Source organism: Pseudomonas furukawaii, assembly GCF_002355475.1.
Classification (GTDB): domain Bacteria; phylum Pseudomonadota; class Gammaproteobacteria; order Pseudomonadales; family Pseudomonadaceae; genus Metapseudomonas; species Metapseudomonas furukawaii.
This window is the reverse complement of the sequence record NZ_AP014862.1, coordinates 888,918-902,285: the sequence shown is the minus strand read 5'-3', so window position 1 is coordinate 902,285 and position 13,368 is coordinate 888,918. Positions and strand designations below refer to the sequence as shown.

At 67.3% G+C, this 13,368-nt stretch carries 10 protein-coding genes; 4 read left to right on the top strand and 6 right to left on the bottom strand.

Going from position 1 to position 13,368, the window contains the following annotated elements:
- The first annotated feature begins 322 nt into the window (after positions 1-322).
- The 3 genes from KF707C_RS04195 (at position 323) to KF707C_RS04185 (ending at position 6,391) form a co-directional block, all read left to right on the top strand.
- Positions 323-4,462: a sensor domain-containing protein gene (locus tag KF707C_RS04195; RefSeq protein ID WP_036991277.1), complete on the top strand. Its 4,140-nt coding sequence runs from the start codon at positions 323-325 to the stop codon at positions 4,460-4,462.
- A gap of 167 nt (positions 4,463-4,629) precedes the next feature.
- Positions 4,630-5,883: a serine hydroxymethyltransferase gene (gene glyA, locus KF707C_RS04190; RefSeq protein WP_004420182.1), complete on the top strand. Its 1,254-nt coding sequence runs from the start codon at positions 4,630-4,632 to the stop codon at positions 5,881-5,883.
- 139 nt (positions 5,884-6,022) lie between these two features.
- Entirely contained in the window at positions 6,023-6,391 is a 369-nt protein-coding gene (locus KF707C_RS04185) for a PilZ domain-containing protein (protein WP_004420185.1), read from the top strand.
- A gap of 127 nt (positions 6,392-6,518) precedes the next feature.
- On the opposite strand, the gene radA is transcribed toward KF707C_RS04185, so the two are convergent.
- The 3 genes from radA to KF707C_RS04170 form a co-directional block, all read right to left on the bottom strand.
- Complete coding sequence (gene radA, locus KF707C_RS04180; RefSeq protein ID WP_004420187.1) at positions 6,519-7,886, bottom strand: DNA repair protein RadA; 1,368 nt, start codon at positions 7,884-7,886, stop codon at positions 6,519-6,521.
- Positions 7,887-7,928: 42 nt separating this feature from the next.
- Complete coding sequence (locus KF707C_RS04175) at positions 7,929-8,210, bottom strand: hypothetical protein (protein ID WP_004420188.1); 282 nt, start codon at positions 8,208-8,210, stop codon at positions 7,929-7,931.
- 81 nt (positions 8,211-8,291) lie between these two features.
- Positions 8,292-8,537, bottom strand: coding sequence for a YdcH family protein (locus tag KF707C_RS04170; RefSeq protein WP_004420190.1), 246 nt, complete (start codon positions 8,535-8,537; stop codon positions 8,292-8,294).
- A 211-nt stretch (positions 8,538-8,748) separates the two neighbouring features.
- Between KF707C_RS04170 and mscL the strand changes: the two genes are divergently transcribed.
- A complete protein-coding gene (gene mscL / locus KF707C_RS04165; RefSeq protein ID WP_004420191.1) occupies positions 8,749-9,168 on the top strand; it encodes a large-conductance mechanosensitive channel protein MscL in 420 nt (139 codons plus the stop codon).
- Between the two features lie 122 nt (positions 9,169-9,290).
- Here mscL and KF707C_RS04160 read toward each other — a convergent pair whose 3' ends face one another.
- From KF707C_RS04160 to KF707C_RS04150, 3 genes are all read right to left on the bottom strand, one after another.
- The gene (locus KF707C_RS04160) at positions 9,291-10,850 is read right to left on the bottom strand and encodes a TerC family protein (protein ID WP_004420192.1); all 1,560 of its coding nucleotides are present in this window, start codon (positions 10,848-10,850) and stop codon (positions 9,291-9,293) included.
- Positions 10,851-11,128: 278 nt separating this feature from the next.
- Entirely contained in the window at positions 11,129-11,608 is a 480-nt protein-coding gene (locus tag KF707C_RS04155) for a DUF934 domain-containing protein (protein ID WP_004420195.1), read from the bottom strand.
- Positions 11,605-13,275: a nitrite/sulfite reductase gene (locus KF707C_RS04150; protein WP_004420197.1), complete on the bottom strand. Its 1,671-nt coding sequence runs from the start codon at positions 13,273-13,275 to the stop codon at positions 11,605-11,607. The genes KF707C_RS04155 and KF707C_RS04150 overlap by 4 nt, the downstream gene beginning before the upstream one ends.
- Between the last annotated feature and the right edge of the window lie 93 nt (positions 13,276-13,368).

Sequence of the window (13,368 nt, the reverse complement as noted above, 5' to 3'; positions counted from 1 at the left end):
ATGATGGAAAGGCGGGAGAGCGACGATACAGGGAACAGGCGCTCCCGCGCGCGTGCGGCAAAGCTACCGGAATGCGCCTGGGAGGGCAAACCACGCTCGTCGGTCGTGCTGGCACTTTGAATCCCTTCAAGGCATGCTAGCCGGTCCTCGGGCCCTGCCGGTCCGGACTGAACCGCAACCTGCCCATCGAGCCGTAAACGCAGGAACGCCATCCGTGCCAGACCGCCCGCCATCACTCACCCAGCGTGAGCCAGGACAACCCCTGCCTGGCGCTCCCACGCGCCGCTCGGTCAAGGGCCTCCTCGCAGGCCTGGTGCTGCTGATGCTGTCCCTGCTGTTCTGGCAGCTGCACCAGGAGTACCGCCAGCTGCAGGACGGCGCCCGGGAACGCAACTACACCCTGACACGCGAGCTCGCGAGCCACCTGGAAGTGGTGATGCAGCTCAAGGCAGACGCCGCGATCGCCCTGCTCCGCCACCAGGCCCCCGACCCCGAACGGGAGGAACAACGCCTGGCCGCGCTGGACCTGCTGAAGCCGCTGCTGCCGGCCGCCAGCAGCCTCGCCTGGCTCAACCCCAATGGTGGCGTGCTGGCGGACACCCGGGCGAACAGCGACGACGAGCTCTTTCTCGCCAACCTGGCCCAGCGCAGCGAAGGCGAGCTCTACCACTACGCCTTCAGCCCCCGCGACCGCGGCGAGGTCTACCTGCTGTTGCGCCAGTCGCCCCTGCCCGAGGCCAGCGCCTACTGGGCCGTACGCATGGACGCCGAGGCCATCCGCGCCTGGCTGCTGAAGAACGAGGACCGCGACTACCGCTGGCTGCTGGAAGACGGTTACCTCCAGCGCGTCCTCGCCCAGAGCGGCAGGACCGGCGGCGCCCGCGCCATCATCACCCCGGTGACCGCCGAACAGGAGGCCCAGACCATCCTGGCCTCGCCGCTGGCCAACAGCGACTGGCAGGTCCGCGCGCTCCATGACGAGCGACTGGTCCGCTCCAGCCTGCTGCCGGAGCTGCTGAGCAAGCTGCTGCTGTTCCTCATCGCCGCCAGCCTGGCGTTGATCGCGCTCTACTACCTGCAGCGCGAGCAACGCAGCCTGCAAGCGCTCAACGATGCCTCCCGGCGCTCCCTTCGCCAGGCCGCCAGCGCCCTGGGCGTGATCGAGGAGCGGGTGCTGGTGACCCGCGTCGATGGCCACCTGAGCTACCTCAACCCCCAGGCCCAGGCGCTCTTCGGCGTCAGCGGCGACGCCGCCCAGGACCATCACCTGCTGGCCCTGCTGCCGGAGCTGGATCCGCTGCTATTGCACGCTCCGGGCCAGGATCACGAGCCGGTCTCCGACCTGGTGCAATTCGAGCTGGACGGCGAGCAGCGCCTGCTGGCGGTGACCCGCAACGACCTCACCGACGGCGCCCAGTTGCTGGGCTATGTCTGGGTATTGCGGGACGTGACCGAAGAACAGCGGGCCCTGAACGTCCTGCAGGAAACCCGCAGGCGCTACCAGGACATCTTCGAGGGCAGCGGCATCGCCCTCTGCGTGCTGGACCTGGCGGAACTGCGCCGCTACCTGATCCGCCAGGGCGTGCGCGACGCCGCCAGCCTGGGCGCCTGGATGCAGGAACACCCGGAGCGCCAGGACGAAGCCCTGCGCCTGTTGCGCATCACCGAGGTCAACCAGGTGGCCATGCGCCTGCTGGAAGTGGCCAACGGGGAACAGGCCTGGAAGCAACTCATCGGCTCCCGCCCCCTCCATGAAGGCGGTATCCGCTTCCGCCTGATGGCCGCCCTGCTGGGGGGCGAGAAGCAGTTGGAGATGGAGAGCCGGATCACCACTCCCCTGGGCCAGGAGCGACACATCTGGCTGGTCCTGCGCTTGCCTGAGCTGGTCCAGGACCTGGACGCGGTGACCCTCAGCATCAACGACATCACCAGCCGCAAGCAGGTGGAGCTCTCGCTGATCGAGCGCGAGCGCTTCTGGTCGGACGTGGTGCTGGCGGTGCCCGACACCCTCTATGTCCACGACGTCATCGGCAAGCGGGTCATGCTCAGCAACAACCGCCTCGCCCAGCAGCTCGGCTACAGCCGCCGCGACGTGCGCGCCATGGGCGAGCGCTTCTGGGAGGGCATTCTCCACCCCGACGACCAGGAGCTCTACTGGCGCATGCGCTGCCTCCAGCAGGTGGTCAGCGACGGCAAGCTGCTGCAGTGCCAGTTGCGCTGGCGCCACAAGGACGGCAGCTGGCACTGGTTCGAGATTCGCGAGCAGGCCCTGTCCCGGGACGACAAGGGCCGCGTCGGCCGCCTGATCGGCGTGGCCAAGGACATCACCGAACAGATCGAGGCCACCGAGTCCATGCGCGAGAGCGGTCGCCGCTACCGCATGCTGGCCGAGAGCATCAGCGACGTGATCTTCACCACCGACTCCGAACTGGGCGTGAACTACGTCAGCCCCTCGGTGCTGCCGGTGCTGGGCTACAGCGTCGACTGGGCCCTGGACAACGGCTTCTACAGCTTGGCCGCCGATCCACGGCAGATGGGGGCGCTGTTCGAGCAACTGGAGCAGGTGCGCAACGCCCTGGGCAACCCCCAGCGCCTGGCGGAGCTGCGCGCCCAGATGCCCGCCCGGCTGTTCTTCTTCGATTGCATGCGCGCCGACGGGCAGAAGATCCCGGTGGAGCTGCGCACCATGCTGATGTGGGACGAGTACGGCCGCTTCGAGGGCATGCTCGGCGTCGGCCGCGACATCAGTCAGCAGCGCAGGGCCGAGAAGGACATGCGCATGGCCGCCACGGTGTTCGAGCATTCCACTTCGGCCATCCTGGTCACCGACCCGGCGGGCTACATCGTCCAGGTCAACGAAGCCTTCTGCCGCATCACCGGCTACGCCGCCGAGGAGGTGCTGGACCAGGTGCCCTCCATGCTCACCGCCGACCGCCAGCAGGCCAACCAGCTCAACTACGTGATCGGCCAGCTCAACCAGCGCGGCAGCTGGGAGGGCGAGGTCTGGCTCAGGCGCCGGGTCGGCGACAACTACCCGGCCTGGGTGGGCATCACCGCCGTGCAGGACGAGGACGGCGACCTGGTGAGCTACGTCTGCTTCTTCAGCGACATCAGCGAACGCAAGGCCAGCGAGCAGCGCATCCACCGCCTGGCCTACTACGACGGCCTGACCCACCTGCCCAACCGCACCCTGTTCCAGGACCGCCTGCACACCGCCCTGCTCCATGCCGAACGGCATCAGGAATGGGTGGTGCTGATGTTCCTCGACCTGGACCGCTTCAAGCCCATCAACGACTCCCTGGGCCACGCCGCGGGCGACCGGATGCTCAAGGACGTGGCCGTGCGCCTGGCCGCCTGCGTGGACGACGATGACACGGTGGCGCGCATGGGCGGCGACGAATTCACCCTGCTGCTGCAACCCCGGGCCACCCGCGAAGGTGCCTTGAACCGCGCCATCCACGTGGCCGAGCAGATCCTCGCCAGCCTGGCCCGCCCCTTCATCCTGGAAGGCCGCGAGTTCTTCGTCACCGCCTCCATCGGCATCGCCCTCTCGCCCCAGGACGGCCGCGAACTGAGCCAGCTGATGAAGAACGCCGACACCGCCATGTACCACGCCAAGGAGCGGGGCAAGAACAACTTCCAGTTCTACCAGGCCGACATGAACGCCCGCGCCCTGGAGCGCCTGGAGCTGGAGAGCGACCTGCGCCACGCCCTGGAACAGGGCGAGTTCCTCCTTTATTACCAGCCGCAGTTTTCCGGCGACGGCAAGCGCCTCACCGGCGTCGAGGCCCTGCTGCGCTGGCGCCATCCGACACGCGGCCTGGTGTCGCCGGCCGAGTTCATCCCGGTGCTGGAAGAACTCGGACTGGTGGTGCAGGTGGGCGACTGGGTGCTGGCCGAAGCCTGCCGCCAGCTCAAGGCCTGGCACCAGGCGAAAATGCGCCTGCCGAAGATCTCGGTGAACCTCTCCGCCCGCCAGTTCGCCGATGGCCAGCTGGCCCAGCGCATCGCCAGCATCCTCGACGACAGCGGCCTGCCGCCGGCCTGCCTGGAACTGGAGCTGACCGAGTCCATCCTGATGCGCGACGTGGCCGAAGCCATGGCCATCCTGGAGAACCTCAAGCGCCTCGGCCTGTGCATCGCCGTGGACGACTTCGGCACCGGCTACTCCTCGCTGAACTACCTGAAACAGTTCCCCATCGACGTGCTGAAGATCGACCGCAGCTTCGTCGACGGACTGCCCGATGGCGAGCGCGACGCCCAGATCGCCCGCGCCATCATCGCCATGGCCCACAGCCTGAACCTGGCGGTGATCGCGGAAGGCGTGGAAACCCACGCCCAGCTGGACTTCCTGCGCGAACATGGCTGCGACGAGGTGCAGGGCTACCTGTTCGGCCACCCGGTGCCGGCGGCCCGGTTCGCCCAGCTGTTCGGCGCCAGCGCGAATTTCATCCTCAGTTGACGGCTGTGGCACCAGCTCGGGGAACGACGGAACTGTCGATGCTTCGGTGCTGGCGTCGTCATCTTGAAGCCCATTCGTCCATCCCATGACCGACCTTCATATGCCAGCCCGCGACCTATCGGGTAGAATGCGCCCCTTTCCCAGCACCGATCCTTATGAGGACCGCCATGTTCAGCCGTGATTTGACCCTCGCCCGCTACGATGCCGAACTCTTCGCCGCCATGGAGCAAGAAGCCCAGCGCCAGGAAGAGCACATCGAGCTCATCGCCTCCGAGAACTACACCAGCCCGGCGGTGATGGAAGCCCAGGGCTCCGTGCTGACCAACAAGTACGCCGAAGGCTATCCGCACAAGCGCTACTACGGCGGCTGCGAATACGTCGACATCGTCGAGCAACTGGCCATCGACCGCGCCAAGGAACTGTTCGGCGCCGACTACGCCAACGTCCAGCCCCATGCCGGCTCCCAGGCCAACGCCGCCGTCTACCTCGCCCTGCTGAACGCCGGTGACACCATCCTCGGCATGAGCCTCGCCCACGGCGGCCACCTGACCCACGGCGCCTCCGTCTCCTCCTCCGGCAAGCTGTACAACGCCGTGCAGTACGGCATCGACGCCAACGGCCTGATCGACTACGACGAAGTCGAGCGCCTGGCCGTGGAGCACAAGCCGAAGATGATCGTCGCCGGCTTCTCCGCCTACTCCCAGGTCCTGGACTTCGCCCGCTTCCGCGCCATCGCCGACAAGGTAGGCGCCTACCTGTTCGTCGACATGGCCCACGTGGCCGGCCTGGTCGCCGCGGGTGTCTACCCGAACCCGGTGCCCTTCGCCGACGTGGTCACCACCACCACCCACAAGACCCTGCGCGGCCCGCGTGGCGGCCTGATCCTCGCCCGCAAGAACGAGGAGATCGAGAAGAAGCTGAACTCCGCCGTCTTCCCGGGCGCCCAGGGCGGCCCGCTGGAGCACGTCATCGCCGCCAAGGCGGTGTGCTTCAAGGAAGCCCTGCAGCCCGAGTTCAAGGCCTACCAGCAGCAGGTCCTGAAGAACGCCCAGACCATGGCCCAGGTCTTCATCGACCGCGGCTTCGACGTGGTTTCCGGTGGCACCCAGAACCACCTGTTCCTGCTGTCCCTGATCAAGCAGGACATCACTGGCAAGGACGCGGACGCCGCCCTGGGCCGCGCCTTCATCACCGTGAACAAGAACTCGGTGCCGAACGACCCGCGCTCCCCCTTCGTCACCTCCGGCCTGCGTATCGGCACCCCGGCCGTGACCACCCGTGGCTTCAAGGAAGCCGAGTGCCGCGAGCTGGCCGGCTGGATCTGCGACATCCTCGACAACATGGGTGACGAGTCCGTGGTCGATGCGGTTCGCGAGAAGGTCAAGGCCGTCTGCGCCCGCCTGCCGGTCTACGGCAAGTAAGCGACAGGAAGGCAATGAAGGAGCCCGGCCGATGCCGGGCTTTTTCATGTCGCCGGACCACTGGCCACTGCGGTCGAAGGGTCCGGGCGGCGCGTTCCAGCCTTGTCTATAGTGGGTGAAATTTCCAAGGAGTACGGACATGAGTGAATCCGCCAACGAGCGTCGGCGCTTCCACCGCATCGACTTCGACGCCGCCACCTCGATCGAACAGGGCGACCGGCGCTGGGTGGCGAAACTGCACGACATTTCCCTGAAGGGGTTGATGGTCGTAAGCCCGGACGACTGGTCCGGCGACCCGGCGCGCGAGTTCAGGGTTCGCATCGAGCTGGGCGCCGATGTCCAGGTGGTGATGGAGGTGGAATTGGCCCGCGACCAGGACGGTCACCTGGGCTTCGTCTGCCGCCACATCGACCTGGACTCCATCAGCCACCTGCGACGGCTGGTGGAACTCAACCTGGGGGACGAGGAACTGCTGGAACGGGACCTCTCGGCGCTCGGCGAGTCCTGAGCGGATACCCGCCTCCCCGTAGGAGCGGGCTTGCCCGCGAACAGCTCCGCCCCTTCGCCGACGAGCCGGCTCCTACGAAATCCCGTCCCGCCCGCGACACCCTGCCGCCTCCTCCCGGCGCTCGCCCTCACTCGAACAACGCATCCAGCGCCTGCTCCAGGCGCGTCACCGCGATGACCTGGAGGCCCGCCGGGGATTCCTTGGGGGCGTTGCCCCTGGGCACTATCGCGCGCTTGAAGCCGTGCTTCGCGGCCTCCTTCAGGCGCTCCTGGCCACTGGGCACCGGACGCACCTCGCCGGACAGGCCGACTTCGCCGAACACCAGCAGGTCGTGGGGCAATGGGCGATTGCGCAGGCTGGAGATGATGGCGGCGATCAGCGCCAGGTCCGAGGCGGTTTCCAGCACCTTCACCCCGCCCACCACGTTGAGGAACACGTCCTGGTCGTAGGTCGGGATGCCGCCGTGGCGGTGCAGCACCGCCAGCAGCATCGCCAGGCGGTTCTGGTCCAGGCCCAGGGTCACCCGGCGCGGGTTGGCCAGGTGGCTGGTGTCCACCAGGGCCTGCACCTCCACCAGCATGGGCCGCGAGCCCTCCCAGGTGGCCATCACCACGCTGCCGGGCACCGACTCCTGGGCACGGGTGAGGAAGATCGCCGAGGGGTTGGAGACTTCCTTGAGCCCCTTGTCGGTCATGCCGAACACGCCCAGCTCGTTCACCGCGCCGAAGCGGTTCTTCACCGCCCGCAACAGGCGCAGGCGGCCGTCGGACTCCCCCTCGAAGTACAGCACCGTGTCCACCATGTGCTCCAGCACGCGCGGGCCGGCCAGCGCGCCTTCCTTGGTGACGTGGCCGACCAGGAAGATCGCCGTGCCGCTCTGCTTGGCGAAGCGCACCAGCAGGGCCGCGCTCTCCCGCACCTGGGACACGCCGCCGGGGGCGGATTGCAACTGTTCGGTGAAGATGGTCTGGATCGAGTCGATCACCATCACCTTGGGCTTTTCCATCCGGGCGGTGGCGATGATGGTCTCGATGCAGGTCTCGGTCATGACCTTGAGCTTGTCCTCCGGCAGCCCCAGCCGGCGGGCGCGCATGGCGACCTGCTGCTGGGACTCCTCGCCGGTGACGTAGAGCGCCGGGAAACGCGCGGCGATATTGCAGAGGGTCTGCAGCAGAATGGTGGACTTGCCGATGCCGGGGTCGCCGCCGATCAGCACCACCGAGCCATCGACCAGGCCGCCGCCCAGCACGCGATCCAGTTCGTTGGACGCGGTGGAGAATCGCGGCATCTCCTCGACGCTGACTTCCGCCAGGGTCTTGATCTGCGTCTGTTGGCCGGCCCAGCCGCCGCGACCGTTCGAGGAGCTGGCGGCGGCACCTTCCAGCACGGTTTCCACCAGGGTGTTCCAGGCTCCGCAATCGGCGCACTGGCCGGCCCATTTGGGGAAGGTGGAGCCGCACTCGGTGCAGCCGTACATGCGCTTGGCCTTGGCCATCAGCGGCCTCCGTCAGAAAACCAAAGGCCGCATGATAGCGGATCAGCCCCGACAGCCGCCCCCGCAGTTGCAGCACTGGCCGCTGGCGCGACGACGCTGGCGATCGAGGTCCTGGCGCAGGCCCTCCAGGCGCATGCGGAGCATGGCCAGGCTGGAGCCGTCCTCGGGCTCGGCGCCCTCTTCCACGCGCTGGATGCGCAATTGCAACAGGTCGTACTGGTGCTGCAGGCGGCCCAGGCGCTCGACGGCGTCCTGGCGTTCGGGAGACGGGACCGGCGCGGCTTGCGACGCCGCGCCGGTGGACGGGGAATGGGTCGAGGTCATGGGGTTCGGCTCCGGGCAGTGAAGATGTCCCAGACTATCCAGCCGGCCCCGACGCCCCCTTGATCCGGATCAAGCCGGGCGTCAGCCCTTGCTCCCCTTGAGCAGGCGGGCGATCTCGTCCTTCAGCGCGACCCGCTGCATCTTCAGGTTGTGCAAGGCCCCGTCGTCCAGTGCCTGGGTGCCGTCCTCGACTTGGTAGATGCGCGAATCCAGTTCCTGGTATTCCCCCGCCAGCCGGGCGAATTGCGCGTCGCTCTGCAACAGGGCACGCATGGCGTCCCTGTATTCCGGGAATTCACGGTTCAGCGGGTGATGTTCCAGTGGCATGTCTGCGGCCCTCCTCATGTTGCCTGATCTTCAGGCTAGACCAGGCCCCGGCGAGGGAAAGCGCCGCCTGACGGAAACCCGCCGCGAACTTGGCAGTGTCCCGGCCAGCTCCTAGCATTGGCGGTCGGCACAGCCAGGCGAACCCGCGCTGGCAGCCTCTGACCGCTGAATTACACTTCAGCATTAAAACCAGAACCTCAGGGAGTGAAACATGAGCCTGCTCAGTGAATTCAAAGCCTTCGCCGTCAAGGGCAACGTGGTCGACATGGCCGTGGGCATCATCATCGGTGCCGCCTTCGGCAAGATCGTCTCGTCCTTCGTCGGCGACGTGATCATGCCCCCCATCGGCCTGCTCATCGGGGGCGTGGACTTCACCGACCTGGCCATCACGCTCAAGGCCGCCGAAGGCGACATTCCCGCCGTGGTGCTGAGCTACGGCAAGTTCATCCAGACGGTGCTCGACTTCGTCATCGTCGCCTTCGCGATCTTCATGGGCATCAAGGTGCTGAACCGCCTCAAGCGGGAAGAAGCCGCCGCCCCGGAAGCGCCGCCGGCCCCCACCAGGGACCAGGAACTGCTGACCGAGATCCGCGACCTGCTCAAGTCCCAGCGGGACAAGCAGCAACCCTGACCGCACCGCAGTAAATGCAACGGCGCCCTGGAGGCGCCGTTGTCCCCTGTAGGGGCGAGTGCAGGCGTTATGTCCCGACTGCGTACAATCCCACCGATGGGTATCGCTTCGCTCCACCCATCCTACGGTTGGAGCCTCGGCGTCAGCAGCAGCCGGTTGACCCGCCGCTCCTTCACCTCGATCACCTCCAGCTTCCAGCCTTCCACCTCCAGGGCGTCTCCCTTGGCCGGCAGGCGGTCCAGCAGGCTCATGGCCAGGCCGGCCACGGTCTGGTAATCCTCGCTCGGCCGGGCGCTGAAGCCGAGGCGCTCGCCCAGCAGGTTCAGGGTCACCGCGCCGCTGACCTTCCAGCCACCGTCGCAAGGCTCGATGTCCAGGCCATCCACTTCACTGGCGTCCGGCAGTTCACCGGCAATGGTCTCGAGGATGTCGGTCATGGTCAGCAGGCCCTCGAAGCCGCCGAACTCGTTGACCACGAAGGCCACGTGGGTGGAGGCCCTGCGCATTTCCTCCAGGGCGCTGAGCACCGAGGCGCTTTCCGGCAGGTTGGGCGGAACACGCAGCAATTGCTGGATATCCGGCTCCTGCCCCTGCAAGAGCTCCCGCAGCAGTTCCTTCTTGTGCACGTAGCCCAGGGGCTCGTCGATATCACCGCTGCGGATCACCGGCAGGCGCGAATGGGGCGAGCGCAGCAGGGCATCGCGGATGGCCTCGGGCGCATCGTCCAGGTCGATGCGCTCCACCTCGCCGCGGTGGGTCATCTCCGTGCGGATCGGGCGCTCGGCCAGGCCCAGCACGCCGCTGATCATGATCCGCTCGCGCCGGTCGAAGGGCACCTGGCCGGCATCTTCCCCGCCCACCAGGTCGGCGATCTCCTCGCCCACTTCATCGCTCCCCACTTCGCGGCCGCCCAGCAGGCGCAGCACGGCATGGGCGGTGCGCTCACGCACGTTGCGGCTGCCCTGCAGGTGGCGCTTGCGGCGCCAGCGCACCAGCTGGTTGGCGGCCTCGATCAGCAGGCTGAAGCCGATGGCGGCGTAGAGGTAGCCTTTCGGGATATGGAAACCCAGGCCTTCGGCGGTGAGGCTGAAGCCGATCATCATCAGGAAGCCCAGGCACAGCATGATCACCGTGGGATGGGCATTGACGAAGGCGGTCAGCGGCTTGCTGGCGACGATCATCAGGCCGATGGACACCACCACGGCGATCATCATCACCTCCAGGTGCTCCACCATGCCGACAGCGGTGATCACGGCGTCCAGGGAGAACACCGCGTCCAGCACCACGATCTGCGCCACCACCGGCCAGAACAGGGCGTAGGCGCGGCTGCCACCCTGGGCATGGACGCGGCCCTCCAGGCGTTCGTGCAGTTCCATGGTGGCCTTGAACAACAGGAACACGCCACCGAAGAGCATGATCAGGTCACGGCCGGAGAAGCTCTTGCCGAACACCTCGAACAGCGGGGTGGTCAGGGTCACCAGCCAGGAGATGCTGGCCAGCAGGCCCAGGCGCATCAGCAGGGCCAGGGACAGGCCGATCAGCCGCGCGCGGTCGCGCTGCTCCGGCGGCAGCTTGTCCGCCAGGATGGCGATGAACACCAGGTTGTCGATGCCGAGGACGATCTCCAGGACGATCAGGGTGAGAAGGCCCAACCAGGCCGTTGGGTCAGCTATCCATTCCATGGTGATCAGGCTCTCGTCGGCAGGTCAGGGGCAGGCGTGATTCCCGCCTGCGGGCGGTGCATCGAGGTGCACGGGGAAGAGGCAGCGGGAGGCTGCGAACGCGAGTGGCATCGACGGATGCCGGGGAGGAGGCACGCCGCACCCCGAGGTGCGGGGGGCGGCTTGGAACTACTGTCGCTGTCCATTGGTTTCCAGACGGGATGAACGGACCGCAAATGCTAGATCAGAAATTCAGCGACAATAAAGCCGGTTTTTTTACCAATCATGTATGAAATCTCTTAGCGCCTACGAAACAGCGGCCTCGGCTCTATGGCGGATCGGCCGTAGAGCACACTGACCCCGGCCAATCCCTTGAGGGCGTCCTCGACGCACTTGTCCTCCCGTACGGCGAAGGCGTCGAAGCCGCACTGGCGCATATGGGCGAGCTGGTCCCGCAGCACATCCCCCACCGCCCGCAGTTCGCCGCGCCAGCCCAGGCGGGTCCGCAGCAGATAGGCCTGGCTGTAGCCACGGCCATCGCGAAAGCTGGGGAAGTCCAGGGCGATCAATGGCAGGGCATCGGGCAGTTCGCCCACCAGGGCTTCCACCTCGTCGTCGGGTTGCAGGAGCAGGCCATCGCGCCCACCGCGTTCACGCCAGGCGTCAAGGGGCAGGATCAGCGGCCCCCCGGGCAGGCCCTCGCCCGCCTCGCGCACCAGCGTCCAGGGGTCGTCCACCCGGCGCGCCTGGCCGTCCACCAGCTTGATCAGGTTCTTCATGCCGGGACCTCCTCGCGGGCGTAGACCCGCTCCTTGAAGGGCTCCAGCCCGATGCGCCGTACCGTGTCGATGAAACGCTCACCCGGCGCCCGGTGATCACTGAAGGTGGCCACCAGCCGCTCGATCACCGCCGGCACCTCATTGGCGCTGAAGGAGGGGCCGATCACCCGCCCCAGTTCGCTGTCCATGCCCTGGGCGCCGCCGACCGTGACCTGGTACCACTCGCTGCCGCCCTTATCCACGCCGAGGATGCCGATGTTGCCGATGTGGTGGTGACCGCAGGCGTTCATGCAGCCGGAGATGTTCAGGCTGAGTTCACCGAGTGCCTGCAGGGCGACAGAGTCCTGGAAACGCGCCTGGATGGCCTGGGCGATGGGAATGGACTTGGCATTGGCCAGGGCGCAGTAGTCGCCGCCGGGGCAGGCGATGATGTCGGTGAGCAGGCCGACGTTCGGCGTCGCCAGGCCCTGGGCCCGGGCGAGTTCCCAGAGCGCAGGGAGATCGGCCTTGCGCACGTCCGGCAGCACCAGGTTCTGCTCGTGGGCGATGCGGATCTCGCCGAAGCCGAAGCGCTCGGCCCAGTCCGCCACCGCCTCCATCTGTTCGGCGGTCACGTCACCGGGCGGCGCTTGCGGTCCGGGCTTGGTGGACAGCACCACGGCCGCGTAGCCGGGCATCCGGTGCGCCTGCAGGCTGCGGGCGGCCCAGCGGGCGAACGCCGGATCGCGGGCCAGGTGGCTGCCGAAGTCGAGGTCGGCGTCGTCCAGCCGCGCATAGGGCGGCTGGGTGAAGCTGGCGGCCACCCGCTGGTACTCTGCCTCGGTGAGTTGCGCGGGGCCGTCCCTGAGGTGCTGCCACTCGGTCTCCACCTCGCGGGCGAAGGCGTCGATGCCCAGCGCCTTCACCAGGATCTTGATGCGCGCCTTGTACTTGTTGTCGCGCCGGCCATGGCGGTTGTAGACCCGCAGCACGGCCTCGACATAGGACAGCAGGTCCCGCCAGTGCAGGCCCTCGCGGATCACCTGGCCGAGGATCGGCGTGCGCCCCAGGCCACCGCCCACCAGCACCCGCAGGCGCATCTCGCCGTCGTCGTCGCGGTAGAGATAGAGGCCGATGTCGTGCATCTTCACCGCTGCCCGGTCCTCCTCGGCGGCGCAGAGGGCGATCTTGAACTTGCGCGGCAGGAAGAGGAATTCCGGGTTGATGGTGGACCACTGGCGCAGGATCTCCGCCAGCGGGCGCGGGTCCAGCAGCTCATCGGCGGCCACCCCGGCGAAGGCTTCGGTGGTGATGTTGCGCACGCAGTTGCCGGAAGTCTGGATGGCGTGCATCTCCACCTCGGCCAGTTGCCGGAGGATATCCGGCACCTCGGCCAGGGTGATCCAGTTGAACTGGATATTCTGCCGCGTGGTGAAGTGCCCGTAGCCCCGGTCGTGTTCCCGGGCGATGCGCGCCAGGCAGCGCATCTGCCGCGACGACAGGGTGCCGTAGGGAATGGCCACCCGCAGCATGTAGGCGTGTTTCTGCAGGTACAGGCCGTTCTGCAGCCGCAGGGGCAGGAACTCCTCCTCGGACAGCGCGCCGGACAGCCGCCGCGCCACCTGGTCGCGGAACTGTTCGACGCGCTCCAGCACCAGGGCGCGGTCGTAATCGTCGTATTGGTACATCGCAAAGGCTCCGGCAAGGCGTGCGGGGCCTCACTATCGCCGCCACCCACCCGGCAAAACAGCCTCAGGTCAGGCGCGAAAAACCGTATCAGA